The organism is Parazoarcus communis (genome assembly GCF_003111665.1).
GTDB lineage: Bacteria > Pseudomonadota > Gammaproteobacteria > Burkholderiales > Rhodocyclaceae > Parazoarcus > Parazoarcus communis_B.
The window spans coordinates 3,928,946-3,955,650 of the sequence record NZ_CP022188.1; the positions used below are offsets into that span (position 1 = coordinate 3,928,946).

Genomic DNA, 26,705 nt, shown 5'->3' on the forward strand with positions numbered 1-26,705 from the left:
ATCGCGCCCCGGGGCCGTGGAACCCTCCCTCGAACAGGATCGATGAAAGAACTTACCCGCCCCACCATTGCACACTACGACCGCGAAGCCGCCGGATTCCGCGACGGGACCCGCGATCACGACGTCAGCCAGAACTACGCCGCATTCCTGGGTGCGATTGAAGGACCTGCCCCTTTCACCCTGCTCGATTTCGGATGCGGGCCGGGGCGTGACCTGAAGCATTTCAGCGCGCTCGGGCATCAGGCGGTCGGGCTGGACGGTTCGGCTGCCTTTGTCGGCATGGCAAGCGTCGACACCGGCTGCGCGGTGCTGCACCAGGACTTCATCGCACTCGATCTGCCAAGCGGGCATTTCGATGGCGTTTTTGCCAACGCCTCGCTGTTCCATGTGCCGCGCCCGGCGCTGCCCGATGTGCTGACACAGTTGCATCGCACACTGAAGCCGCGCGGCGTGCTGTTCAGTTCGAATCCGCGTGGCGACAATCAGGAAGGCTTCAGCGGCGAACGCTACGGCTGTTACTACAATCTGGAGACGTGGCGTCAGTTACTCGCCAGTGCCGGCTTCACCGAACTGCATCACTACTACCGGCCACCCGGTCTGCCGTGCGCGCAACAGCCCTGGCTTGCCAGCGTGTGGCGCAAGCTTTGAACACCCGTCTTATTCAGGCATGCTTGCAACTGACATTTCGATGCGATCTCCGACCGCCGCAGTTGCAAGGTGCCCGGCACCACCCACTCGGGGCAGCAAGCCCCGTCAGAAGGAGTAAATAACATGAGCTTCGGAAACATCATCGGACAACTGCTTCAGCAAGGCATGGCCAACCAGAGCCGTGGACGCCTCGATCACACCCTGGGCTCACAGGGCCTCGGCGGCATGGGCGGTCTCGAAGAGATGCTTGGCGGCCTGCTCGGCGGACAGGGTGGCGGACAGCAGCAGAGCCCGCAGTCGAATGCGATGGGTGGCGGCGGTGGCGGCCTCGGCGGTCTGCTCGACATGGCGGCCGGTGCGCTTGGCGGTGGACGCAGTGCAGGTGGCGCACAAGGCGGTGGTCTGGGCGATCTTGCCGGCATGCTGCTTGGCGGCGGTGGCCGATCGGGCGCGTCGGGTGGCGCAGGCGGTCTGGGCGACCTCGCGGGCATGCTGCTCGGCGGCGGACGCAGCAACGCCAGTGGCGGTGCCAGCGGTGGTGGCATGGCGATTCTAGGCACGCTGGCCATGGCCGCGTTCAAGCACTGGCAACAGTCGCAGAGCGCCGGCGCGGCTGCCGCAATGCCTGCCATGGCACCACAACAGTTTGCCGAGCTCACATCGCCCCAGGCCGAAACCCTGGTGCTGCGCGCAATGATCAGCGCGGCCAAGGCCGACGGCCAGGTTGATGACGAAGAGATCCAGCGCATTGTCGGCAAGATCGACGACGACGGCGTCAGCGCAGAAGAAAAGCAGTTCATCACCGATGAGCTGCGCGCACCGCTCAACCTTCAGGCGCTGGTCGCCGACGTCCCCGACGCACTGGTCGGCACTCAGGTGTATGCCGCATCCCTGCTAGCGATCAACCTCGATACCGACGCCGAGCGTGACTACCTGCGCACGCTGGCGCAGATGCTGCAGCTCGATGCGAGCGCGGTCGAACGCCTGCATTCGCTCACGGGCGCGCCTCAGGTCTGAGTCCGCTTAACGGAGAACCACTGAAATGCTTCAACGCCTGATCCGCCGCTTTTCACTGCTGCTCAGCCTGGTCGCCCTGTTGGGGCTGTCGGGCTGCGGCTATAACGACTTCCAGCGTCTGGACGAAGAGACCAAGGCCGCGTGGGCCGAGGTACTCAACCAGTACCAGCGCCGCGCCGATCTCGTTCCCAACATCGTCGCCACCGTGAAGGGCGAAGCCGACTTCGAGCAGACCACCCTCACCCGCGTGATCGAGGCCCGCTCGCGCGCCACGGCGATTCAGGTCACCCCTGAAACGCTCAACGACCCACAGGCCATGGAGCGATTCCAGCAGGCACAGGGGCAACTCGGTGGTGCCTTGTCGCGACTGCTGGCCGTATCCGAGAACTACCCCAACCTGAAGGCGAACCAGGGCTTCCAGGAACTGCGGGTACAGCTCGAAGGCACGGAGAACCGCATCACTGTCGCCCGTAACAAGTACATCGGCGCAGTGCAGCAGTACAACGTGCTCGCGCGCAGCTTCCCGACCAACCTGACGGCCATGATCTTCAGCTACGCGCCCAAGGCCGGCTTCACCGTTGCAAACGAGGCCGAGATTTCGCGCCCGCCGACGGTGGATTTCGGTAGCCAGGGTTCGCGCTGAGGCATGTCACTGCGCCGAATGCTTGCTGCTTCATCGCGCCGCAACGCGTGCCCGTCGGGCTGGCTTCGCCCTTCGAGCCTGATCGGGTGGGCATTGCGCTGGCTTGCCTGCGCAATGCTGTTGCTGAACTCGGCCGCGTTTGCCCAGGCAGTGCTGCCGACACCCGAACTGAGCGCTCGGGTCATCGACCAGACGGGCACGCTTGACGCCAGTGCCCGTCAATCGCTCGAGTCGAAACTGGCCGCATTCGAAACCGGCCGCGGCAGCCAGATCGTTGTGCTGGTCGTCGCCAGCACCGCCCCTGAGGACATCGCTTCATACGCCTTCCGGGTCGCTGATGCGTGGAAGATCGGCCGCCAGGAGGTGGGCGACGGGGTGCTGCTGGTGGTTGCCAAGGACGATCGCAAGGTCCGCATCGAGGTCGCGCGCGCGCTCGAAGGTGCGGTACCCGACGTCATTGCCTTTCGCATCATCGACGGTCTCATCACGCCACGCTTTCGTGACGGCGACTTTGCCGGCGGCATCACAGCCGGCGTGGACGGCCTTATTGCCCGCATCTCGGGCGAAGACCTGCCGCTCCCTGAAAAGCCCCCTTCCTCTGGCGCTGATTCAGGCTTCTCGATCGAAGATATTGCCGCATTCCTCTTTATCGGCGTACCGGTCCTCGGTGGCATCCTCACCAGCATGCTCGGCCGCAAGCTCGGCACCCTGGCCACAGCCGGCGTAATGGGTTTCGTTGTCCAGCTGATTACCGGCAGTCTGCTGCTCGCCATCGTTGGTGGCGTGCTTGCGCTGATATTCGCCATCGCCATCGGTGGTGGTGGCGGTGGTGGCGGCTTTGGAGGTGGTGGCCCTGTCATTCGCGGCGGCTTCGGTGGCGGCCGCAGCCGTGGTGGAGGTGGTGGCTTCCGCTCTGGTGGCGGTGGGAGTTTCGGCGGCGGCGGCGCATCGGGAGGATGGTGATCATGAATTTGCCGGCACGAATCCTGCGCCACTTCTGGCTCGACGAAGACGACGCCTTCCGCCTGCTGGGCAAGGCCGCACTCGACCGCCTCGATGCGCGCATCCACGATAGCGAACTGAAGCACACGGGTGAGATCTGCCTGTGCGTCGAGGCCAGCCTGCCGCGTGCACTGCTGTGGCGCCACATCCGACGACGCGAGCCAATCGCGGCGCTCGTCCGGGAACGCGCAATCGACCTTTTCTCGACAATGCGGGTGTGGGACACGGCCGACAACAACGGGGTGCTGATCTACGTTCAGCTTGCCGAACACCGGATAGAGATTGTCGCCGACCGTGGCATCGCGGATCAGCTCGGGCCGGAACAGCTCGATGCCGAACTGTCCCAGGTACGCAGTTCGTTCGCAAATGGCGACTATGAAGCCGGACTGGGTGTCGCCATCGACGCGGTAGACGCTGCACTGAGCGCACGTTTCCCGGATGCCGATCAGGCGATCAGCGCCCCGCGTGGAAATCAGTTACCCAATCGGCCGGTCGTTCGCTGAGCCAATCCCAAGCGCACACCATGACACGGCGCGGCGCAGCTCGCCCTCATGCACTCCGCCGAGGCGATCCTGCGGCGGCTGAACCGCGTCAGCTCGCCTGCTTGATGGCGAGCACTGCCTGGTTGCGTAGCGTCTTCAGCAGCGAAAGCTCTCGTTCCGAGATCACGATCTCATCGGCGTGGTCCTTGTCGGCATAGATCAAGGCCACCGGCTTCTGCTTGATCGTGAGTGGCAGCAGCACGAAAGTGGAGGTTTGCACCGAGTCCCGGAACCACCCCGGGATGCGGTCCGCAATCTTGGGGTCGTTCACATCCGAGATCAGGATGTCGGCGCCCTTCGAGATTGCCGCGTGAAAAATGTCAGGCGTAAAGCTCAGCGGAAAGTGAAACTTCCGTGCCAGCTCGGGCACGTCCGGGCCCAGCCCGAAACGCCCCTGCATGGTGTTGCTGCGCGCGTCCCGAATGCAGAGCAGCACGGGCCGGAAGCCGATTGCGCGATACATCGTCTCTAGAATGATGCGCAGCACGTCGTTGAGCTTGAAGTCCTCGACCAGCGTGTTGCTGATGTCCTGAATACCAGCCGACAGTACGGTTTCGGTATCCACCCTGAGCCCATCGGCATCGACCACGGCACCCGGGTTCGGCGTGCCCGTGCCGGCCCGCTCATCCGTTTCACCGGTTTCATCCGCCTCATCCTCATTGCAGTCCACGGCGCCCGCCTTGCTGCGACCGAACTTCTTCAACTGCTGGCCAAACTGAGTCTGGTGGAGGTTGATCCGGATGATGCGGGCGAAGTCGGTCGAGCTGATCAGCGCCCGTGCCAGTAACGTGGATGGCTTTCGCGTCTGGCCGTCGCCGTGACACCATCTGCATCCACCTCCAGCGTGATGCTCCCCTGACTGTCGGTGCGATAGCTCCGCGCGCCGGCCTCAGTCCAGCGCGTCCACACCGACGGGTGGGGATGGCCGAAGCGGTTCAGATAACCCACCGAGAAAACAGCCACCTCGGGCATGACGGCATCCACAAAAGCATCGGTGGACGACGAGCGGCTGCCATGATGCGCAACGACAATGGCCGAGCTCGCCAGCGCATCGCCGTGAGTCGCCACCAGCGCATGTTCCGCCAATTGCTCGACATCGCCGACCAGCAGCACCGAGCCGCCTGCGCCATGGATTCTCAGCACGCAGGAATGCTCGTTGTTGCGCCGGGCCGGCAGCATCCCCGCCGCAGGCCAGAGCACATCGAAGCCAACGCCATCCCACTCCCATGTGCGACCGGCAGTACATGCCTCACCCCGCCACTGCGCCAGCTCCCGCAGGGTTGATGCTTCGTCGCCGGCCAGGATGTGCACCACCGACACCGCATCCAGCACACTCTGCGTGCCGCCGACGTGATCGGCATCGTCATGCGACAACACCAGTCGGTCGAGCCGGCTCACACCCAGCGCCCCGAGATAAGGCGCGACCACACGCGTCCCGGCATCACTCGCACCATAGGCCGGACCGGTGTCGTACACCATGTCGCGGCTCGCGGTCTGCACATGAACCGACAGCCCCTGCCCCACGTCGAGCACCACCGCCCTGAACTGGCCCCAGTCGGGCCGCGGTGCCTGCCATGAAAGCAAGGCCGCCATCACCGCAAGGGCAGCGCTGCGGCCGGGGGTCGCAGCGGGCAGCAGCAGGACGAGTGCGGCCACGCATCCGGCGACGATCATCCACCCCGGTGGCTGTGCCTGCTGCCACAGCGCCAGGCGCGAATCGGCCAGCCACTCGAGCACATGCAGCATCCACGCACTCACCGTGTGTGCGGGCAACAACAGCACGGGGCTGGGCCACAGCAAGGCACCGAGGGTCAGCGGCGTGATCACGAAGCTGACAAGCGGAATCGCGATCGCGTTGGCAACGGGCGAGACCAGCGAGAACGCATTGAACAAGGCAAGCAGCGCCGGAATGGTGGCAAGCGTGATCGCGAGCTGGATGCGAATCGCCGTGCGCCAGCCAGAGCGAGGGCGCGCACGTCCGCCGGCCAGCAGCAGAATGACCGCAACGGCGCCAAACGAAAGCCAGAACCCGGGGGACAGCACCGCCCACGGATCGATCAGCACGACACACAGCAGCGCAAGCGCCAGCACCCGGCTTGGCGCTGACTCGCGCCCGAGGAGCAGCGAGGCCACTGCCACGAGCAGCATGATGAGTGCACGCTGCACCGGAATGCCAAGACCCGCCAGCAGCGCATAGGCAACGCCCGCGATCAGGGCCGCAGTGGCCGCGGCCTTGCGCACCGGAACCCGCAGCACCAGCCACGGCACCCGCCGCCACACCACCGAGCACAGTCCGCCGATCATCAGACCGACGAGGGAGATGTGCATGCCCGAGATCGCGACAAGGTGCGACACCCCGGTGCGGCGGAACACCTCCCAGTGTGCGGGGCTGATCGCATCCTGGTCGCCGACCGCCAGCGCAATCAGTATGCCGGCATGGGGTGCGTCGGGCAGCGCAGCGACAATGGCAGCGCGGATATCTGCACGCAGGCGATGCACGCCGTGCATGAAGCCGCCCGCGTCCGCATCGATCCTGAGCGCCTCGATCGGCTTGCGCACATAGCCGGTCGCACGAAGATTTCGCTCCAGCAACCAGGCTTCGTAATCAAAGCCGCCGGGCACTGCGCTGCCATGCGGGCGTTTGAGCCGGACCACGAAGCGCCAGCGCTCACCGGGCGCAACATGCGGCAAGGCAGAATCTTCGTCGCGCGGCCGATACCAGGACAACAGAACGCGATTCGGCACCCCGGCATCCGCCTCCTCGACCTCGAACACGAAACGCACGCCCTCTCCCTCGCCCACGGCCTGCGGCAGATCCGCGACCACTCCGGTCATTTCAAGGTCGCGCCCCTCCAGCGTGTGCTGCAATGCATCGGCCAGGCGGAGTTCTGCCCGCGCCGCGGCGTACAGATAGCCGGCGCCGGACACCGCAAGCATCGCGACGGAGATCAGGCCCCAGCGCGCGATCCCCATGCGCGTAGTCGACGGCCGCACGAAAGCACCATGCGTGAGCAGCGCGAGGCATGCCCCGCAGGCAATGACAAACGGTATGTCGAGGCGCGGAAGCACGGGCTGCTGCTGCAGCCACCAGACGCCGAGGAGGAAGGCAATACTTGCCATACGCATAAACACGAATCATGCCCGCAGCCGCCGCCTACCGGCAAGATCTGGCGCGACGGCCGCTGCGCTAGAATGGGCCGACACCATGCGAAAATCACTGAAACGATTCCTGCCCAAGCACGAGGCCGTGCGCGAAAACCGCTGGCTGCGGCCATTTTCCAGCACGCTGCTGCACCCGAGGCTGTGGTATCTGAACCGCCACTCGGCGGCTGGCGCAGTGGCAGTGGGGCTGTTCTGCGGACTGATTCCGGGGCCGCTGCAGATGCTCGGCGCGGCAATCTGCTGCGTGCTGCTGCGGGTGAACCTGCCGCTGGCGCTGATCATCACCCTGTATTCCAACCCGCTCACCATCGTGCCGCTCTATGTGGCGGCCTTCGCGATCGGTGATGTCGCGCTCGGCAGCGGAGGCTCGGTCACGCTCAGCGCTCCGCCGGAACTCGCCGGCATGGACCTTGCCGGCTGGGTCGGGGCGATGATCCACTGGATGGCGGGGCTCGGTAAGCCGCTTGCGCTCGGGCTGGTGCTGCTCGCCGCCGGGCTGTCGCTTGCCGGCTACTTTTTGGTGCGCGGCGCCTGGCGCATCTGGCTGATCCGCCAATGGCGGGCGCGGAAACTCACTCGCACGCCCCCCGCACGCGGCCCGGACTGAGGCAGCTCGCTCGCAGCATCAAGGTCCGTCTAGACCAGCAACCCGTCTTCCAGGCGCAGGCTGCGCTGGGTGCGACGCGCCATCGCATCGTCGTGGGTGACGATGACGAAGCTGGTGGATAGACGCTCGTTGAGCGACAGCATCAGATCGAACACGCTCTCCGCGGTGCGACGATCGAGGTTACCCGTGGGCTCGTCCGCCAGTACGCAGGCGGGCTCGGTAACCAGCGCACGTGCAATCGCCGCACGCTGGCGCTCGCCGCCCGACAGCTCGCCGGGCGCATGGTCCAGGCGGTGCGACAAGCCCACCTCGCTCAGCATGGCTGCGGCGCGTTCGTTCGCCTCTGAACGATCCATCCGGCGGATGTATAGCGGCATTGCCACGTTTTCAAGCGCCGAGAACTCCGGCAGCAGGTGGTGAAACTGATAGACGAAGCCGAGCGCACCATTGCGCAGCTGCCCGCGGGCAGCGTCGGACATCTTCGAGAAATCCTTGCCCATCAGGCGCACTGCACCCGCACTCGGTACATCCAGCCCGCCGAGCAGATGCAGCAGCGTGCTCTTGCCCGAGCCGGAAGCGCCGACGATGGCTAGACGCTCGCCGCGCGCCACCGACAGCGTGACGCCGCCCAGCACCTTCACCGCATCGGCGCCCTCGCGAAACTGCTTCTCCAGCCCATCGCAGGCGAGCACCGGTTCGGGTGCCGACGGGTTCATGGTTTCACTCATAGCGCAGCGCCTCCGCCGGATTGACCTTCGACGCGCGCCAGCTCGGATACAACGCGGCCAGCAGCGTCAGCGTGAACGACACCGTCAGAATGCTCACCACGTCGCTCATCAGCACCTTCGAAGGCAATTCGTTGATGTAATAGATTTCCTTGTTCCACAAGGTCGCGCCGGTAATCGTTTCCAGCGCGGGAATGACCACATCCAGGTTATGCGCGATCGCCAGCCCGCCGAGCAGACCCGCGACCAGCCCGACCAGACCAATGATCGAGCCCTGCAGCACGAAGATGGTCATGATCGACCCGGGGCTCGCGCCAAGGGTGCGCAGGATCGCGATATCAGCGTATTTCTCCTGCACCGCCATCACCAGCGTCGACACGATGTTGAACGCAGCCACGCCGACGATCAGGAACAGGATCAGCGTCATCATGGTTTTCTCCAGCGCCACGGCGCGGAAGAAGTTTGCGTGGCTGCGCGTCCAGTCATTCACCGCCAGCCCCGGCTCATCGAGGTAGCTCAGCAGTTCGCGTGCAACACGCGGCGCCGCGAACAGATCATCGAGCTTGAGCCGCACCCCGCTCACCGCATCGCCCATCCGGTACAGCGCCTGGGCGTCGGCAAGATGGATCAGCGCCAGCCCTGAGTCGTATTCGTACATGCCGGCTTCGAAGATGCCGACCACCTCGAACTGCTTCACCCGCGGCAGCACCGCCGCCGGCGTTACCAGCCCCTGCGGTGCAATCAGCGTCACCTTGTCGCCGAGGCCAACGCGCAATGCCAGCGCCAGATCGCGGCCGAGGATCATGCCGAAGCGCCCCGGTTGCAGCGCCTCGAAGCTGCCCGCCTTCATGTGCTGGCCGAAGTCCGCAACCGTGTCCTCAAGCGCGGGAATCACGCCACGCACCATCGTGCCGCGCACCGCCTCGTCGAACGACAGCATGCCCTGCTCCTGCACATAGGGCGCGGTCGCCATCACCGATTTGTGGCGACGGGCCTGCTCGCCAACCTGCTGCCACGAGCGCAGCTCGCCATCCAGGCTCTGCACCTGCACGTGCGACGCCACACCGAGGATGCGGGTGCGCAACTCCTCCTGAAAGCCGTTCATCACCGACAGCACCACGATCAGTGCCGCCACGCCGAGGGCAATGCCCAGCATCGATACCAGCGAGATAAAGGAGATAAAACGGTTCCGCCCCTGCGCCCGCTTGCGTGAGCGGGTATAGCGCAGGCCAACCAGGAATTCATAGCGCATCGGAAATGGGTTCGAGAGAGTGAATTGTTGTTGTGCTCAGAAAACGGGACGGCTCACCTGTCCCGCATTGCGCGCTTGCCGCCCGCGGCCGGTTTGCGTGCCGGCTGACGCTTGCCGCCCGGCGTGCGCTCGGGCTGACGCGCAGCACCGGCCGATGGCTTGCGCGCAGGGCTGCCAAGGGGCGCCGCAGAACGACCCGTCAGCGCGGGGCCCGCGGGCTGATGACGCGGCACCAGGCATTTCGGCCCAGCACCGATCAGGTCGGCGCGGCCCATGCGCATCAGGCCCTCGCGCAGGATCGGCCAGTTCTCCGGGTCGTGCCAGCGCAGGAAGGCCTTGTGCAGCTTGCGGATACGGCCGGTGCGCACGGTTTCAACCACTTCGGAATCGGCCGAGACTTTCTTCAGCGGATTCTTGCGCGAGTGGTACATCGCGGTGGCGATCGCCATCGGCGTGGGCAGGAAGGTCTGCACCTGATCGAGGCGGAAATCGCGTTCCTTGAGCCACAACGCAAGGTTCAGCATGTCCTCATCGGTCGTCCCCGGGTGCGCGGCGATGAAATACGGCACCAGGTGCTGCTTCTTGCCGGCTTCCTTCGAATACTTCTCGAACAGCTCACGGAAGGCCTCGTAGGCGCCCATGCCCGGCTTCATCATCTTCGACAGCGGGCCATCCTCGCTGTGCTCGGGCGCGATCTTGAGCAGGCCGCTGACATGGTGCGTGACCAGTTCCTTCACATACTCGGGCGAACGCACCGCCAGGTCGTATCGCAGCCCGGAGCCGATGGTGATCCGCTTCACGCCGGGAATCGCGCGCGCCTTGCGGTAGAGCTGGATCAGCGGCCCGTGATCGGTACCGAGGTTCTCGCAGATGCCTGGATACACGCAGGACAGGCGGCGGCACGAACGCTCGATCTCCGGGTCCTTGCACGCCATGCGGTACATGTTCGCGGTCGGCCCCCCGAGGTCGGAGATATGCCCCTTGAAGTCGGGCGACTTGTCGCGGATCTCCTCGATCTCGCGCAGGATCGAATCTTCGGAGCGGCTCTGGATGATGCGTCCCTCGTGCTCGGTGATCGAGCAGAAGGTACAGCCGCCAAAGCAGCCGCGCATGATGTTGATCGAGAACTTGATCATGTCCCAGGCCGGAATCCGTGCGCCGGCATAGGCCGGATGCGGCTGGCGGGCGTAAGGCAGCCCGTAGACGAAATCCATCTCCGGCGTGGTCAGCGGAATCGGCGGCTGGTTGAGCCACACGTCGCGCGCGCCGGGGCCTTCGCCATGAAGTTGCACCATCGCCCGCGCGTTGCCCGGGTTGGACTCGAGGTGGAACACCCGCGACGCGTGGGCATAAAGCACCGCGTCGTCCTTCACTTCTTCATAGGACGGCAGGCGCACAACGGTGTGCTCACGCTGCGCACGACGACTGGCCACACGCTCTTCGCGGCTTACGATGCGTACCGGCTGCGCGCCATCGGCAGCCGCCGCAGGCGCAGCCGCGGCGGGCTCCATCGAATACGGATCGGGGTGTGAGTCGATGCGGCCGGGTCGGTCAATCGCGGTCGATGCTGTCTCCTCCCAGCCTTCGGGGCGCGAGCCTGGTTTGACCATGAAGGCGGTGCCGCGAAGGTCGCGGATCGACTCGATCGGCTCACCGGCATCCAGCCGCTGCGTCAGCGCTACCAGCGCGCGCTCGGCGTTACCGAACAGCAGGATGTCAGCCTTGGAGTCGGGCAGCACCGAGCGCCGGACCTTGTCCGACCAGTAATCGTAGTGCGCGATCCGCCGCAGCGAAGCCTCAATGCTGCCGATCACCACATTCACGCCCGGAAAGGCCTCTCGCGCACGCTGCGCATACACAGTGACCGCGCGATCGGGCCGCTTGTTGGGCTCGGCGTTCGGCGTATAGGCGTCGTCGGAGCGGATCTTGCGGTCGGACGTATAGCGGTTGACCATCGAATCCATATTGCCGGCGGTAATGCCGAAATACAGCCGTGGTTTGCCCAGTGCCCGGAAAGGCTCTGCCGAATGCCAGTCCGGCTGGCTGATGATGCCGACGCGAAAGCCGTGGGCCTCCAGCAGCCGGCCCACCAGGGCCATGCCGAAGCTGGGGTGGTCGAGATAGGCGTCGCCGGTAACGAGGATAACGTCGCACGCATCCCAGCCGAGCTGTTTCATCTCGGCGCGGGACATGGGCAGGAACGGAGCCGGCTTGCGGCGGGACGCCGAGACCGGAAGAATCGAAGGGGAAGCACTCATGATGGGCGCCATTGTATCGGTCCTTGGCCGTTGGCCATCGCTCCTGCTTGCACCTTTTTACCAATCACCCTGCGCCCTCGCCTGCATTTCGGTCCATTTTGCCCCCCACCCACCACCGCCTTTACATTAGAGTTTTCGTAATCTCTAATGCACTGACACACCCACAACAAGAGGAGACACCCATGCTCAGCAAATTCATCCGTGGTGCAGCGCTCGTCGTCACCGCATTGATGGCCCTGCCTGCCAGCGCAGAAACAACGAATGTCGTTTATCACGTCAACGAAGGCGTACAGCAGGCCAGCCGGGCCATCGGAAACATCCGCAACCATCTCAATGCCGACCCTGACACCAGGATCGTGGTCGTCACACACGGCCCCGGCATCGATTTCCTGCTCGACGGAGCCGAAGATGCCCAGGGTCGGCCGTTCAGTGGCTCGATCGGCGAACTGGCGGCGAAGGGCGTCGAGTTCCGCGTTTGCAACAACACGCTCAATGCACGCAAGCTGACACCCGCTGCCGTCGTGCTCGAGGCCAAGGTCGTCCCCAGCGGCGTCGTCGAGGTTGCGCGCCTGCAGGCCAAGGAGCACTTTGTATACCTCCGCCCCTGACCTCAGTCCTCTGCCCCCTCACCACCAACACGCCTGCGCACGCCGGTAGTGAGGGGGCCCGGCTGGAAGGCGGCTGCACATGCTAGACTCGCCCGGCTCCATCCTGTGGCAGATCCATGCAGATTCACCTTGTTCTCCCCGGCCTGCTCTGGCCCAGCGCAACGCTGCTTGGCCCGGCAGCAGACCTTGCACTGCCCGGCCTGCATCAGTTGCTCGGATTCGGGCAACGGCAGATCACGGACTTCGAACCTTTCGACCGCCAGATCGCACGCCTGTTCGGCCTCGACACCGATCCCTTGCCGCTGGGCACCCTGCGCCGTCTCGGCGAACCGGCCACGATGCCTGCCACCGACGAAGACGGCGACGGCGAGTGGCTGTGCGCCGACCCGGTCAACCTGTCTTTCGCCCGCGAGCATCTGCTGCTGGGCGAATTTCCCGCCAATGACATCAGTGCCGCGGAAGCCGACGAACTGATTGCCGCGCTCAACGAGAACTTCGCTGACATCGGTCGCTTCGAAGCCAGCACCCCGACTCGCTGGTATGTGCGACTGGCTCAGCCCACCCGCGCAAAACTCTACCCGCTGCACGACGTGGTCGGACGTCCGATCAAGCACTTCCTGCCCGAAGGAGACGACGCCCGGTTATGGCAGCGAACCCTGAACGAAGTTCAGATCGTGCTCCACAACCACCCCGTCAGTCAGGCCCGCGAAGCCGCCGGGCGCCGCCCGGTAAACAGTCTGTGGTTCTGGGGCGCAGGCCAGATGGAGATCGCACCGCGCACACCGATGGCGACAGTTCAGGCCAGCGACCCGGTCAGCATCGGCTTTGCACGTGCGGCGGGTGCGCAGACATCGGCACCCGATGCGACTCAGGCACTCGCACAGGACACGCTGGTCGTCCTCGACACCCTGCTGCGGCCCTCACTTCAGCTCGATCTCGACACCTGGCGCAGGGGTCTCGTCGCCCTTGAGCGCGACTGGTTCGGTCCGCTGGCCCAGGCTTTGCGCAGCGGCCAGTTGCAACAACTGACACTCAGCGCCCCGGGCGACCGCTCCACGCTACAGCTTCGCGCCGGCGCCCGCGACCACTGGCGCTTCTGGCGCAAACCGCTCACGCTCGACGCGCTCCTGAAATCCATGGCGCCGCCACCCGCGGTGCAGCCCACGCCCGATCAGCCCACGCAATGACCCGTATCCAGACCCGCGAAGTTTCTCAGCGCACCGTCTCGGCCCTCGTCGATGCCGGCATCCACCCCCTGCTCGCCCGCCTCTACGCCGGCCGCGGCATCCGCAACAAGAGCGAGCTCGACACCTCGCTGCGCGCCATGCTGCCGCCGGACGCCCTGACCGGCACCCGAGAAGCGGCGCAACTGCTCGCCGACGCAATCGAGGCCGGCGCCCGCATGGTGATCGTCGCTGACTACGACTGCGACGGCGCCACCGCCTGCGCGGTGGGCGTGCGGGCGCTGCGCGCCTTCGGTGCCGATGTGCATTACCTCGTGCCCGACCGCGTCACCCTTGGCTACGGCCTGACCCCGGCCATGGTGGAGATCGCCGCGCGGCTCGAACCCGATGTGCTGATCACCGTCGATAACGGCATCGCCAGCGTCGAGGGTGTTGCCGCCGCGCGCGCTCACGGCATGGCCACCGTGATCACCGACCACCACCTGCCGGGCGACGCCCTGCCCGAGGCGGATGTGATCGTGAACCCGAACCAGCCCGGCTGCGACTTCCCCAGCAAGGCGCTGGCCGGCGTCGGCGTGATGTTCTACACCATGCTTGCGCTGCGCGCGGAACTGCGCGAGCGCGGCGCCTTCCAGGGCAGCAAGGAACCCAACCTGGCCGATCTGCTCGACCTCGTCGCGCTCGGTACCGTGGCCGACGTGGTCAAGCTCGATCACAACAACCGCATCCTGGTTTCGCAGGGCCTGCAGCGCATGCGCGCGGGCCGCATGCAGCCGGGCGTGCGCGCATTGTTCGCCATTGCCAGCCGCGATCCCTCACGCGCCAGTGCCTTCGACATGGGCTTCGCTCTCGGCCCCCGGCTCAACGCCGCCGGCCGCCTGTCCGACATGAGTCTCGGAATCGAATGCCTGATCACCGACGACCCCGGCCGCGCAATGAACATGGCCCAGGAGCTCGATCGCCTGAACCGCGAACGACGCTCGATCGAAGCCGGCATGCAGGAAGAGGCCCTGCTCCGCCTCGAAGGCTTCGATGCCGGCAACAACGCCAGCATTGCGCTGTTCGAGCCCGACTGGCACCAGGGCGTGGTCGGCATCGTTGCCGGCCGCATCAAGGAAAGGCTGCACCGTCCCACCATTGCCTTCGCCCGCAGCAGCGACGGCGAGCTCAAGGGGTCGGGCCGCTCGATTCCCGGCCTGCATCTGCGTGATGCGCTAGACCTCGTCACAAAGCGCGAGCCCGACCTCATCGTGCGCTTTGGTGGCCACGCGATGGCGGCCGGTCTCACCATCAACGAGTCCGCGCTTGATCGTTTTCGCGACGTCTTTGAGGAGGTGGTCAGCAGCCTGGTGGATCCGGCCGACCTGCAGCGCCGCATCGAAACCGACGGTGCGCTCGAGTCCGGATACATGAGTCTGGAATCAGCCCGCATGCTTGATCAGGAGATCTGGGGCCAGGGCTTCCCGGCGCCAGTATTCGACGACGTTTTCCGCGTCGAGCGTCAGCGCCTGCTGAAGGACAAACATCTCAAGCTCGAACTGTCGCGCGGCGGCACACGGTATGACGCCATCCAGTTCAACCATGCAGACGGCGCGCCAGGAGACATTCGTGCGGCATTCAAACTTGCCATCAATGAATACAATGGCGTATCCAGTGTGCAGTTGATGCTGGAACACTTCGAAGCTGCCTGACGCAAAAACAAGGCAGCCATTTCCCCCGACGACCTGACATCCCGGAGACCAGACCATGGCCTACGACAACAACAACGTTTTTGCCCGCATCCTGCGCGGAGAGCTGCCCTGCCAGCGTCTTTACGAGGACGAGCACACCCTCGCCTTCCTCGACATCATGCCGCAGTCGGAAGGCCACACACTGGTGTTGCCCAAGGCGCCGGCCGAGTTCATCACCGAGATGACCGACGCCTCGCTCGAGGCCACCATGCTCACGACGCGCAAACTTGCCCGTGCAGTGCAGGCGGTCACCGGCGCACCGGGCCTGCTGTTGTCGCAGTTCAACGGTGCGGCTGCCGGCCAGACCGTGCCGCATGTTCACTTTCACATCATTCCGCGCTTTCCCGACCAGCGTCTGAAGTCGCACGGTCGCGAAAAGGCCGAGCCAGCCGAGCTTGCCGCACTGGCCGAGCGCATCATCGCCGAACTCGCGAAATCTGCCTGAGCACTCGGCCCGGCCGCACCCCGGGGCTTAAGGCTTCGGGGTCTTGTCGGCCATGCGCTGGATGTCATCCACCACCACCGACAGCGCGTTGGTGGAGACGAGCACTTCCACCAGCGACAGCACCAGCGACACCGCCAGCGTAACGATGCTGACGCCGAACATCAGCTTTCCCGCCGCCTCGCTGTGCACGAACAGCGCCAGCATCGACAGCGCGCACATCAGAAAACTGAGCACCCCGAAGGACTGCATGTACTGAATCATCGTGATGCGACGCTTCAGCCCCGGAATCTGCATCATCACGACCGGGCTGCTCGGGTCAGGCGAGGCGTGCAACTGTCGGATCACCTGCGCCAGGCTCAGAAAGCGGTTGGTATACGCCAGCAACAGCAGCGAAATGGCAGGAAACAGCAAGGCGGGCGTGGTGAGATCCATTGGGCGAGATCGATAGCGGAATTGCGCGCAAGTTTACCCCTTCCTTGCCTGACTCCAGACATTCGTTATCGGCGTACTTGCTCCGTTCCGGTATCGGGGCATGGCCCGTCGGCGCAGACGTTCGCGGCCTTCGGCTCCCCATTGGCGAAGGCACTGCGGCGGCGTCGGCGCAAACTCGGTCGCTGCGCTCCCTCAAACATGCGCCGCCGTGTTTCCGCCACAGCACCTTCGCCAATGGCGCTCTCGACAGCGCCGCCAAGCCACACCCCGATACCGTTCAGCACTTACCCTGCACCGCGAACGTCTGCCCCGCGCAGTGACGCCCCGAGGCCCCGGCACCGGACCCCAGCGCCCAGCCCAGCTCACCCCCCATCTTCTGTCCGAATCCACGCCCTTCCCCGGTATAATGCCCGGTTTTCCGCATTGTCCCCCGGAGCTGTAAATGGAAGCAGAACGCCAGAACGCCATCGCCGAAAAACTCGCCGACCTCGCAGCCCGCGGTCGCGAACTCCGGAGGTATCTTTGACTACGATGTGAAAGCATCGAAGCTCGAAGAAGTTAACCTCGCACTGGAAGACCCCACCGTCTGGGACAAGGCCGAACGTGCGCAGGAGCTTGGCAAGGAAAAGCGCCAGCTTGAGGACATCGTCGTCACCCTGCAGAACATCGACCAGCAGTCGAAGGATCTGAAGGACCTGTTCGAACTCGCCGAAGCTGAAGATGACGACGAGACCTTCGTCGCCGTCGAAGAAGACCTCGGCGACCTCGAAGCCTCGGTCAACAAGCTCGAATTCCGCCGCATGTTCAGCAACCCGATGGACCCGAACGCCTGCTTCATCGAAATTCAGGCTGGCGCCGGCGGTACCGAAGCCCAGGACTGGGCCGGGATGCTCGAACGCATGTACCTGCGCTACGCCGAAAAGAAAGGCTTCACCGTCGAACTGATGGAAGAAACCGAAGGCGAAGTCGCGGGCATCAAGAACTGCACGATCAAGGTCAGCGGCGACTACGCCTACGGCTTTCTGCGCACCGAAACCGGCATCCACCGCCTCGTGCGCAAGAGCCCGTTTGACTCTAACGCGCGGCGCCACACCAGCTTCACCTCGGTGTTCGTGTTCCCGGAAGTGGATGATTCGATCGAGATCGAGATCAACCCCGCCGACCTGCGCGTCGACACCTACCGCGCCTCGGGTGCCGGTGGTCAGCACATCAACAAGACCGACTCTGCGGTGCGGATTACGCACGAGCCGACCGGAACCGTTGTGCAGTGCCAGAACGACCGCTCGCAGCACAAGAACCGTGCCGAAGCCATGTCGATGCTGAAAGCGCGTCTGTACGAACTGGAGTTGCGCAAGCGCCAGTCCGAACAGCAGAAGCTGGAAGACTCCAAGAGCGACATCGGCTGGGGACACCAGATCCGCTCCTACGTGCTCGACCAGTCGCGCATCAAGGATCTGCGCACCAACTACGAAGTCGGCAACACCCAGGCCGTCCTCGATGGCGACCTCGACGACTTCATCGCCGCCAGCCTCAAGCAGGGCGTCTAAGCCCACGCCGGACAGGTCGGTCATCATGACCGACCTGTGCAGTGCCTTCCTATGATCGATCCCGACCTCTCCGACTTCCTCGCCGCAGGCGTCACCACAGATGACGTACCCGAACTCGCGCCGCTGCTGGCCGCACGCGGGATTGTCGGCACCTTCATCTCGCTGTTTCGCGGCTCGGACGCCGAGGTGTTGCTGCGCCTGCTGGTGCTGCGCGAGATCGGACAGGAAGCGGACGCCCCGCGCTGGTCGCCCGACACCTTGCGCCGGCGGTTTTCCTACCTCGACCCGGTCAAGCTCGAAACCGTACTCAAGCGCCTGCGCGAGCACGACCTGCTCGCATTCGCAGACGACGGCCTCTATCACCTGTCGGACATGGGCCGCAACGCGGTTGCCGCGCTGTCGATGCTGCTGCGTTTCAGCGCCGAGGAAGACGCCGAACTCGGGTTTCTCACCGCGCAGCTCGCCGGCCTCAGCGCCACCGGCAGCATTACGCCCGACGCCCTCAGCCACCTGTTGTCCAAGCTCAACGACCTCACCTGGCACTTCGAGGAGGCCATCGCCTCGGGCTCGGAATTCCGCATCGTCACCGCCCGCAGCCGGCTCAAGGCCAACGGCCGCTGGCTCGACCGCGGCACCGGCATCCTGCGTGAGCTGCTCACCGACCCCGAAGTCGATTTCGAGATTGCCCGCGTCGCCCAGCGCATCGGTCTGGCGCAATCCCGTCTCGCCCGGGTGGACGCCGCCTTCCAGCGTGCGCTCAACAAGATCGAGACCCAGCGCGTCACGCTTGGCGGATCGGGCATTTCCTCATCCGACGTCTCGGCCTGGCTGCGCCATCAGGATTCGGCGCACCTTGCTGATCTGATCCTCGGCGCACTCGACGCTGCGCCCGCGCCCGCTTTCCTTGCCGGCGGCCACGAACTGCTGGATCGTGCCGAAGCGGCGCTGGGCGCCGACGCGCCCGAAAAAGCGGCCACAGCCGAACTGCCCGCTGCGCACGACGCCCCGACCTCGATCGCCCCCGAGCACGAGGACCTGCGCCTGCTCGAACACTTCGGCCATCGCCTCGAACAACTGCAACAGCCGGCGCCCCTGCACGCCGTGGTGAGCGGCGGCGGATTCGCTGCGGCAAGTTACCGCCTGTCCCTGCTCGCACTGCTCGCCGATGGCGGCGAAGGCGGCCCGGCGGATGGCCCCGTCGGCCAGTTCATGCGCCTGCCGCTGCAGATCGAGTTCACCGACCAGCTGGTGGATGTCGATGAAGACGAGATCGCACGCATGACCGCAGGCGAGATCCGCCCCGCTCAAGGCAGCGCCCGCCCCGCGGACGCCCCCTCCGCCACGGAGACCTGATGGAACACGAACTGCAAACCCTCACCGCGCGCCTGCTCAACCATCGCTGGCTGCCGCGAACCGATCGCCTGGTGCGCCGCGCCCTGGTGGACGAAACCTTCCGCCTCGATCTCGACCGTCGCCTCGCCGCCGTCGGCCTGCGCCTGCTCGACAACCCCTATGCCGCGCACGTCGCCGTCGGTCTCAATGCCGACATGCACGAACCGGTGTTTGGCGCCACCCGCGAATACGCCGCCAGCAACCTCGGCCTCACCCGCGACGAGATCGCCCTGCTGGTCATCATCTGGTCGCTCATCGTGCTGCCCAAGCGCGAGCGTCAGGTCACCCGGCGCGACGTTATCGACGACGGCCAGACTGACATGTTTGGCGGCGACAAGCCGGTGCCGCACGGCGACTCCGTATCTGCCGGCCTGTCCGAGGCCTCGCTGATCGCAGACTTCGGTTCCCGCCTTGGCGGCAAGACCAAGGTGCGCAACTTCGCCCTCGGCAAGCTCGCCCGCCTCGGCTTCATCGAGCGCCGCAATGGCCAGATCCTCGAAGGCCCGCTGCTCGACGTCGCCCTCGATTACCGCCTTCTCGCAGACCGCATCATCCACGGCACCCTGGCCGACGTACTCGCCGAAGCCGGCCACGAAGTACCCAACGCGAACGCGCTCGACATCGCCGACGTGCTCCCCGACGACGACCTGCCCGACGAAGACACGGAAGACTGATCACGATGTTTCACATCAAGACGCTCGAACTCGTCCACTGGGACTACTGGCGCCGCTTCAGCCTGCCGCTGGACGCCCAGATCATCACCATCGTCGGCCCCAACGGCTCAGGCAAGACCACCCTGCTCGACGCCATGCGTACGCTGTTCGCGCTGCGTTGCTCGGGCAAGCGCGACTTCCGCCGCTATGTGCGCCGCGCCGAGCGCAGCTTCGCGTGGATTCGCGCCGTGGTCGCCAACGTGCCCGGCACCAACGGGCGCCGCCCCTTCTTCCCGTGTCTCGCCGACGAAGTCACGCTCGCCTGTCGCATCCGCAAGAGCGGCGGCGAATGGACCCGCGACTACGCCATCGTCGACGGCAACCTGTCCATCGAAGAGCTCGAAACCTCGAGCGACTGGACCGGCCTGCGCGACTACCAGACCCGGCTCGCCTGGGGCGGACTGACCCCCGCCATCGCCAAGGTGCTGTCGCTCGAACAGGGCGACACCGACAAGCTGTGCGAATACTCGCCCAAGGCCCTGCTCGAACTCGTTTTCGATGTCTTCGGCGACAAGGAAGTGCTCGACAACTACGCCGCTGCCCGCGAGGAACAGAAGAACGCCGAACGCGAAATCGAATCGCTCGGTATCGACCTCGACCGTCTGCGCGCCCAGGCCGAAACCAAGCGCCTCGAGGCCGATCGCTTCCTGGAGTGGAAGCAGCTCAGCGATGAGATCCACGCCCTCGAAGCCGAGATCGTGCCGCGCCTCGAATGCGCGGAGCTCACCCGCGAGATCGCTACCGAGCGCGACGAACTGCTGCGCCTCAACCGCGAGCGCGCCAGCAAGCTCGCCGAGCAGCGCGATGCCCGCACCCGCGTCGCCGACATCCAGACCGAGCAGCAGGCCGCAGCCGCCGAACGCAATCGCCTCAAGCAGCAGGACAAGGACGCCGAACAGCGCCACCTTGCGGCTCACGACCGCGTACGCGACCTTGAGAAAACACTGGCCGAGCGCGACGCCCTGCGCACGCAGCTTGCCACCGAGCACGGCGCCGACGCCGTTGCGCTGGAGAAAGAACACGAAGCCGCCGACGCCACGCTGCTCGCTCTGCGCCGCAAGGAGCGCGAACTGCTCGCCGCCTTCGAGGAAAGAACCGAACATCTGCGCGCTGCCCGCAGCCGCAGTGGCCCGCCGGGCGACGTCGAGGTCAGCCGCTTTCGCGCCACCCTGTCGGCCGAAGGCATTGCCCACCAAGGGCTGGCCGAAGTCGTCGAAGTCACCGATCCCGCGTGGCAGGTCGCCATCGAAGCCATCCTTCGCCCCTACCGCCACGTGATCCTGCTCGAGCGCGAATCCGACCGCTACGCGGCATGGGCACTCGGTGAGCGCGAGCGCTTCCGCCACTTCGTCGTGCCCGAGCGCGAAACCGCACCACCGCCGCGCCCGATGAGCCTGGCCGAAGTGGTCAACTTCAGCGCACAGGTACCGCGCTGGCTCACCGACCTGCTCAACCGCATCCGCCGCGTCGAGGACGCGGAATCCGCCCGCGACCTGCCGCGCGAGCAGGAATGGATCACCCGCGACGCCTACCACCGCGAACGCCGCGGTGCGCGGCACCTTGGCCGCCCGCACGACTTCCACTTCGGCGAACTCGCCCGCCAGTCGCGCATCGACGACCTCGAAGACGAGATCGCCCAGCTCGACAAGCAGTTGCAGGCCATCCGGCCCAGGCTCGACGCTGCCAGCGACAAGCTCACCGGCATCCGCCAGCGCCTGCTCGGCCTGCAATCCGCCCAGCTGCTCGCGGCCAACACCGAGAAATACGCCAGCGCGGAAGCCGAACTGCCCGCCGCCGCCAAGGCCCTCACCGAAGCCATCGCAGAACGTGCCGACACCCGCGGCGCACTCGACGAAGTGGCCGAGAAGCTGCGCGGCATCGAGATCGAACTCGACCGCCGCAACCGCGAACAAAAAGCCGTCGACCTGCGTCTGGCAGACATTGCGCGCGAACACGCCCCGCGTCGTCACGCCCAGGCCCAGCGCATCATGAAGCTGCGTCGCCGCCGTCGCGGCATGCCCGCGCACTGGATGGACCACGCCGACATCGCGCTGCTCGCCGACAAATACGGCGACGCCCGCGGCGCCCGCCTGCAACTCGAGCGCCTGCACCGTCACCTCGACGAAGGTGACTGGATCACCGACATCTCGGTGCTCACCCTGCGCGACCGCATCACCGCCGACCTGCGCACCCGCGAACGCGACTACGGCGACCGTCAGGCCTACTGCGCCACCGCCAGCCGCCACACCGACGAAGCCCGCGCCGCCTACATCGCCAAGCTGCGCGCCACCGTGCGCCAGTACGGCAAGAACCTGAAGTCGCTTGGCGACCTTTCCAACGTCAGCGTCGACTGCCCCACCCCGCACCTTGAGAACGACGACGTCTCGCTTGGCGCCGCCGGCCTCGAAGTGCGCTTCGACTTCGACCGCAAGGGCGCAGTCGGCCTCAATGACGGCGAAGCCTCGGGCGGCCAGCAGGTCATGAAATCCCTCATCCTGCTCATCGCCCTGCTGATGGACGACGCCCGCCCCGGCGGCTTCGTCTTCATCGACGAACCCTTCGCCCACCTCGACGTCGCCAACATCGACCGCGTCGGCACCTTCCTGCGCGCCACCCGCGCGCAATACCTCATCACGACGCCGGTAACGCACAACGCAAACGTATTCGCGCCCGCGCAGCTGACGCTGGTCACGCGGAAAAAACCGCCCGCAGAAGAATGGGCACCGCCGATCGGCGTGCTGACGCGCGAACTGTAAATCAAAGGTGTAAATCAAAGGGGTCAGAGTCGTTTGATCGGTCAAATCAAACGACTCTGACCCGAATGGTGCTTTGAATGGTACTTACGTGGACTAAACCGCTAGCGCGGTAGGGGGTGATCCACACTCCGAAGGGAAACCCGCGCATTCCCGCGAAGCCCGCATTGGAGAGGGATTGGATGGCTGTTCGCAGCCCTTCATTCCCTTCCGACAGGCGCTTCGCCATAACTCCCCTTCGCCAGCGCATGCTCGAAGACATGAGTATCCGCAATTTCGCCGAGAACACTCAGCTCTCTTACCTCCAGCAGATCAGCGCCTACGCGCGCTACGTCAGTCGCTCGCCCGAAGTGCTCGGGCCCGAGGACGTGCGCACGTACCAGGTCCATCTAGTCGAAGGGCGCAAGCTCTCCGCCGCGAGCGTGGGCATCGCGACTTCGGCGCTGCGGTTACTCTACAAGTTCACGCTCAAGCGCGACTGGGCACCGGAGGACATTCCGATGCCGAAGAAGCCGTTCCGGCTGCCGGTCATCCTGAGCCGCGACGAGGTGACGCGCCTCCTCGAGTCCGTCGCTAACCTGAAGCACCGCACGCTTCTCACCACCACGTCCGCCGCGGGCTTGCGCGTGTCGGAGGCCACGCATCTGCGGGTCACCGACATCGACAGCCAGCGCATGGTGCTGCGCATCGACCAGGGCAAGGGCCGCAAGAATCGAGACGTGATGCTGTCGCCGCGGCGGCTGGAAGCCTTGCGCGCGTACTGGAGATGCGAGCGCCCCCGCATGTGGCTGTTCCCGGGGAAGCTGCCGGAGCAGCCGATCGCCAAAGGCGCCGTCGAGGCTGCGTGCCAGAAGGCCCGTCGCACCGCAGGCCTCACCAAGGCGGTCACTCCGCATTCGCTGCGCCACGCCTTCGCCACACATCTGCTGGAAGCGGGAACCGACGTGCGCACCATCCAGCTGCTACTCGGACACGACCACCTCGCGCTACCTGAAAGTCGCCACCAGCACGGTGTGTGCGACCCGCAGCCCGCTCGACTGGTTGCCGGCACCGGTGGTGCTACCCGCGGAGACGCCGCCCGCGCACTTCTGAGTTAACGTCTTGCGCCCGTCCGGACTCGAGTTGGCGAACATCTTCCGCCAGCTCGAGCCGTCCTATCGCTCCAGCCACTCGGAGGCGCTCAGCCGCGGGCACCGCCGCGTCATGGGCGCCATCGAGCGTTGCCGCACAGCGGCGCTTGGGGGACACGTCGAGCAGTGCGACGCCTGCGGCCACCAGCGGATCGCCTTCAACAGCTGCAGCAACCGGCATTGTCCGAACTACCAAGCGCTGACGCGGGCGCAGTGGCTCGAGGATCGGCGCGCCGAACTCCTGCCGGTCGAGTACTTCCATGTCGCCTTCACGTTGCCGCAGGAGATCGCTGCCATCGCCTACCAGAACGAGTGGCCTACGACCTGTTGTTCCGTGCCACCGCGGAGACGCTGCAGACGATCGCCGAGGCCCCCAAGCACCTGGGTGCCGAGATCGGCTTGATCGAGATCCTGCACACCTGGGGCCAGAACCTGCTGCACCATCCGCATCTGCACTGCGTGGTGCCGGGCGGGGGGCTCTCGCCGGATGGTCTGCGCTGGATCGCCTGCCGGCCGGGCTTCTTCTTGCCCGTGCGGGTGCTGTCGCGCTCGTTCCGCCGGTTGTTTCTGGCGATGCTGCAGCAGGCCTTCGCGGCGCGCGCTCTCAAGTTTTACAATACCCTGGCCGCGTTGGAAGACTCCTCCGCGTTCGCCCGGTATCTCGCGCCGACAGCCCGGGCCGAGTGGGTGGTCTACGCCAAGCCGCCGTTCGGCGGACCGGAGCGCGTGCTCGAGTACCTCGGGCGCTACACGTATCGGGTGGCCATCGCCAACAGCCGGGTCGTCGCATTCGCCGACGGCCAGGTCGCGTTCCGCTGGAAGGACTATCGCCATGCGTCCCACCAGAAGGTGATGCGGCTCGAGGCGGGGAAATTCGTGCGGCGCTTCCTGCTGCACGTCCTCCCCTCCAGATTCCAGCGTATCCGCCACTACGGCTGGCTGGCCAACCGCAGCCGCGCGGCCAAGCTGGAACGCTGTCGCCAGTTGCTGGATGTGCCGACTCCAGTATCGGTGCCGGCCGATGAATCCACCGACTATCGGGATCGCTATCAGCGGCTCACCGGCGTGTCGCTGTGGGAGTGCCCGCATTGCCGGCGCGGACGGATGGTCTGCATCGAGACCTTGCCGCCGGGGGCGCTGCCGCGTGGACCTCCGGAGGGCGCCTCATGAACATCCCCCCGCAATCGATTCAAGCACTCCGCGATGTTCCAGACGGCGTGCCGAGGCTGTTCATGCACCACCGCCCACGACACCAACGAGCGGCTGCTGCGACGCTCGGCGGCGCAGAACGGAGCACGCATCCACTGTGCGACGCCTTCGCCACACGTGCCGCGGCACCCTTCGATCAGGCAGACGACGCGGTCCTGATCGCCATCCCGGCGCCACGTACTGGCTCTCCGCCGATTCAATTTCAATAGTGCCCCACCGTCCGTGGGGCGGTTCAGTCCAACGGGCTCTTTCGCCTACCGGCCGCTGAATGAGTACATGCCATCGCCCGACCGCCGTGCGCCGCGTCCGCTAGGCAAAAGACTCTCTTCATTAGCTCCCCATAAGGCCGAATTGCAGCCCTCCGAAGCCAGGATTGTGTCGCAACTGCGGACTGATCCTGACAACTCACAGCCAGCGCATACGACGACCTCTACCAATGGATCATCTCGCAAGCACTTCAGCGGGAGGCGCGAGGCACCAGGATCCAAGCTGTGAACGCCACCGCTGCGCTCCAAAACCAGACTCCGTAGGCCAGCGCAAAGACGCTACTGTCCATATAGCGCCCCAGCCAAATCCCCATCGCGAAAGCCAGGAGCGCAATCATGAAACCATTCAACGCCGAAGCAGCGCCCGCAGCCTGCGGAAACGGCCCCACCGCGCCACTCTGTCCGCACGGTTGATGAACCCCGTGACCGAGCATGAAGATCAGAAATGGTAACAGGACGGAAACCGGAGACGCCACCCCCATCGCCGCCAACGTACCGATCAGCGTGCCGCCGATCAAACTCAGCGCCCCACCGATTGCCACAGTTGTCCTCAGTCCAACACGAACGAGAAGTCTGCGGCAGATCACCGTCCCCATCAGGTAGGCCAGAGAACTTGCGAGCATCACCAGACCGTACGCTGGTCTGGAAAATCCGAGCACATCGATGAATACGAATGACGAACTCGCAAGAAAGGTAAACAAGCCCGCATACGAAAAGGTGGAGAGGAGGGCAAAGGCCTGGAAACCCGGGTGCACGACGATGGTCATCCACGTCTCGAGAAGCACGCCGGGCCGGGTTGCACGAGCGTTCGGCGCTCGCAGTGTTTCGGTGAAATGGACGACGGTCAGCCATAACGTTGCCGAACCGACGAGTGCCAGCGTGAGCAGGGTGATCCGCCAACCTAGAAACTGGGTGATCAGCCCGCCTAGCGGGGCACTGAGGCACGCAATGACCCCAACCCCGGAAAGGCCCTTGCTCATGACACGGGGGCCGATCTCCGGCGAATACAGATCCCGAACCAGCGCCCTTCCGCACATCACGACCGCGCCCATCGCCGCGCCTTGCACGATCCGCCACGCGATGAGCACCTCTATCGAACCGGCCAGAACGCTCCCGAACGACGCCAGCGTATAGGCGCCCAGTCCCGCGATCAGGACGGGACGACGGCCGTAGCGGTCCGACAAGGGACCCCAAACCAGCTGAGAGACGCCGAAGGCCAGGAGCAGCGCAGAAAGCGTAAGCTGAACGTGACTGACTTGCGCCGCAAGCGCTTCCGTCATGGCGGGCAAGGCAGGAAGATATAGATCGGTCGTCGCGGGTTGCAGGCCAAGAAGCAGCGACAGAAACAGGACAACAAACGCAGGATTCATGAACGTAGTTTCTCCGTATGCAGACGTAATTCGTGCATTCAACACGACACGTCCCAGGAGACGCGGACCT

22 protein-coding genes and 1 pseudogene are annotated in these 26,705 nt (G+C 65.3%); 16 read left to right on the forward strand and 7 right to left on the reverse strand.

Annotation, left to right across the window (positions count from 1 at the left end):
* The first annotated feature begins 42 nt into the window (after positions 1-42).
* The 5 genes from CEW87_RS17930 to CEW87_RS17950 all read left to right on the forward strand — a co-directional run bounded on the left by CEW87_RS17930 (position 43) and on the right by CEW87_RS17950 (position 3,813).
* Entirely contained in the window at positions 43-648 is a 606-nt protein-coding gene (locus CEW87_RS17930; protein ID WP_108975167.1) for a class I SAM-dependent methyltransferase, read from the forward strand.
* 123 nt (positions 649-771) lie between these two features.
* Positions 772-1,665 carry a tellurite resistance TerB family protein gene (locus CEW87_RS17935; RefSeq protein WP_108975169.1) on the forward strand — a complete coding sequence of 298 codons (894 nt, stop codon included), beginning with the start codon at positions 772-774 and terminating at the stop codon, positions 1,663-1,665.
* A gap of 25 nt (positions 1,666-1,690) precedes the next feature.
* Positions 1,691-2,308 carry a LemA family protein gene (locus CEW87_RS17940; RefSeq protein ID WP_108948403.1) on the forward strand — a complete coding sequence of 206 codons (618 nt, stop codon included), beginning with the start codon at positions 1,691-1,693 and terminating at the stop codon, positions 2,306-2,308.
* A 3-nt stretch (positions 2,309-2,311) separates the two neighbouring features.
* A complete protein-coding gene (locus CEW87_RS17945) occupies positions 2,312-3,271 on the forward strand; it encodes a TPM domain-containing protein (protein ID WP_159098204.1) in 960 nt (319 codons plus the stop codon).
* Between the two features lie 2 nt (positions 3,272-3,273).
* Positions 3,274-3,813, forward strand: a complete 540-nt coding sequence (locus tag CEW87_RS17950) for a TPM domain-containing protein (protein WP_108977348.1) — start codon at positions 3,274-3,276, stop codon at positions 3,811-3,813.
* Between the two features lie 88 nt (positions 3,814-3,901).
* Here CEW87_RS17950 and CEW87_RS17955 read toward each other — a convergent pair whose 3' ends face one another.
* Together CEW87_RS17955 and CEW87_RS17960 are read right to left on the reverse strand one after the other, a co-directional pair.
* On the reverse strand, positions 3,902-4,555 hold the full coding sequence (locus CEW87_RS17955) for a GAF domain-containing protein (protein ID WP_108975173.1): 654 nt from the start codon (positions 4,553-4,555) through the stop codon (positions 3,902-3,904).
* Between the two features lie 65 nt (positions 4,556-4,620).
* Complete coding sequence (locus CEW87_RS17960) at positions 4,621-6,978, reverse strand: DNA internalization-related competence protein ComEC/Rec2 (protein WP_108975175.1); 2,358 nt, start codon at positions 6,976-6,978, stop codon at positions 4,621-4,623.
* A 79-nt stretch (positions 6,979-7,057) separates the two neighbouring features.
* On the opposite strand from CEW87_RS17960, the gene CEW87_RS17965 reads away from it, so the two are divergent.
* Entirely contained in the window at positions 7,058-7,621 is a 564-nt protein-coding gene (locus CEW87_RS17965) for a DUF2062 domain-containing protein (RefSeq protein ID WP_108975177.1), read from the forward strand.
* A gap of 29 nt (positions 7,622-7,650) precedes the next feature.
* Here the strand turns inward: CEW87_RS17965 and lolD are convergent, their stop codons facing one another.
* The 3 genes from lolD to CEW87_RS17980 are packed head-to-tail and all read right to left on the reverse strand — an operon-like array spanning position 7,651 to position 11,790.
* Positions 7,651-8,349 carry a lipoprotein-releasing ABC transporter ATP-binding protein LolD gene (gene lolD, locus CEW87_RS17970; protein ID WP_108975179.1) on the reverse strand — a complete coding sequence of 233 codons (699 nt, stop codon included), beginning with the start codon at positions 8,347-8,349 and terminating at the stop codon, positions 7,651-7,653.
* Entirely contained in the window at positions 8,342-9,598 is a 1,257-nt protein-coding gene (locus CEW87_RS17975; RefSeq protein WP_108975181.1) for a lipoprotein-releasing ABC transporter permease subunit, read from the reverse strand. The genes lolD and CEW87_RS17975 overlap by 8 nt, the downstream gene beginning before the upstream one ends.
* 53 nt (positions 9,599-9,651) lie before the next feature.
* A complete protein-coding gene (locus CEW87_RS17980; protein WP_234421763.1) occupies positions 9,652-11,790 on the reverse strand; it encodes a YgiQ family radical SAM protein in 2,139 nt (712 codons plus the stop codon).
* 248 nt (positions 11,791-12,038) lie between these two features.
* Here CEW87_RS17980 and CEW87_RS17985 point away from each other — a divergent pair, with 248 nt between their 5' ends.
* From CEW87_RS17985 to CEW87_RS18000, 4 genes are all read left to right on the forward strand, one after another.
* Positions 12,039-12,464 (forward strand): DsrE family protein, encoded by a 426-nt coding sequence (locus CEW87_RS17985; protein WP_108975183.1) that lies wholly within the window; start codon positions 12,039-12,041, stop codon positions 12,462-12,464.
* Positions 12,465-12,580: 116 nt separating this feature from the next.
* Positions 12,581-13,651, forward strand: coding sequence for a hypothetical protein (locus CEW87_RS17990; protein ID WP_108975185.1), 1,071 nt, complete (start codon positions 12,581-12,583; stop codon positions 13,649-13,651).
* A complete protein-coding gene (gene recJ, locus CEW87_RS17995; RefSeq protein ID WP_108975187.1) occupies positions 13,648-15,339 on the forward strand; it encodes a single-stranded-DNA-specific exonuclease RecJ in 1,692 nt (563 codons plus the stop codon). Before CEW87_RS17990 ends, recJ begins: the two co-directional genes overlap by 4 nt.
* Positions 15,340-15,394: 55 nt before the next feature.
* Positions 15,395-15,823 carry an HIT family protein gene (locus CEW87_RS18000; protein ID WP_108975189.1) on the forward strand — a complete coding sequence of 143 codons (429 nt, stop codon included), beginning with the start codon at positions 15,395-15,397 and terminating at the stop codon, positions 15,821-15,823.
* A gap of 27 nt (positions 15,824-15,850) precedes the next feature.
* On the opposite strand, the gene CEW87_RS18005 is transcribed toward CEW87_RS18000, so the two are convergent.
* Entirely contained in the window at positions 15,851-16,255 is a 405-nt protein-coding gene (locus CEW87_RS18005; protein ID WP_108975190.1) for a DUF2721 domain-containing protein, read from the reverse strand.
* 442 nt (positions 16,256-16,697) lie between these two features.
* Here CEW87_RS18005 and prfB point away from each other — a divergent pair.
* From prfB to CEW87_RS18035, 6 genes and pseudogenes are all read left to right on the forward strand, one after another.
* Positions 16,698-17,802 (forward strand): peptide chain release factor 2 gene (prfB, locus tag CEW87_RS18010; RefSeq protein ID WP_108948417.1). Its coding sequence is split into 2 segments (ribosomal slippage): positions 16,698-16,778 and positions 16,780-17,802, totalling 1,104 coding nucleotides; the frame shifts between segments, so codons are not numbered across the junction.
* A 51-nt stretch (positions 17,803-17,853) separates the two neighbouring features.
* Positions 17,854-19,155 carry a hypothetical protein gene (locus tag CEW87_RS18015; RefSeq protein ID WP_108975192.1) on the forward strand — a complete coding sequence of 434 codons (1,302 nt, stop codon included), beginning with the start codon at positions 17,854-17,856 and terminating at the stop codon, positions 19,153-19,155.
* Positions 19,155-19,868: a hypothetical protein gene (locus CEW87_RS18020; RefSeq protein WP_108975194.1), complete on the forward strand. Its 714-nt coding sequence runs from the start codon at positions 19,155-19,157 to the stop codon at positions 19,866-19,868. The genes CEW87_RS18015 and CEW87_RS18020 overlap by 1 nt, the downstream gene beginning before the upstream one ends.
* A gap of 5 nt (positions 19,869-19,873) precedes the next feature.
* Entirely contained in the window at positions 19,874-22,663 is a 2,790-nt protein-coding gene (locus CEW87_RS18025) for an ATP-binding protein (protein ID WP_108975196.1), read from the forward strand.
* A 179-nt stretch (positions 22,664-22,842) separates the two neighbouring features.
* Positions 22,843-23,757, forward strand: coding sequence for a tyrosine-type recombinase/integrase (locus CEW87_RS18030; RefSeq protein WP_199917047.1), 915 nt, complete (start codon positions 22,843-22,845; stop codon positions 23,755-23,757).
* Positions 23,758-23,761: 4 nt separating this feature from the next.
* Positions 23,762-24,960: pseudogene (locus tag CEW87_RS18035) on the forward strand (IS91 family transposase).
* Positions 24,961-25,456: 496 nt separating this feature from the next.
* Here CEW87_RS18035 and CEW87_RS18045 read toward each other — a convergent pair.
* Positions 25,457-26,635: a multidrug effflux MFS transporter gene (locus CEW87_RS18045; RefSeq protein WP_108975200.1), complete on the reverse strand. Its 1,179-nt coding sequence runs from the start codon at positions 26,633-26,635 to the stop codon at positions 25,457-25,459.
* Positions 26,636-26,705: the final 70 nt, after the last annotated feature.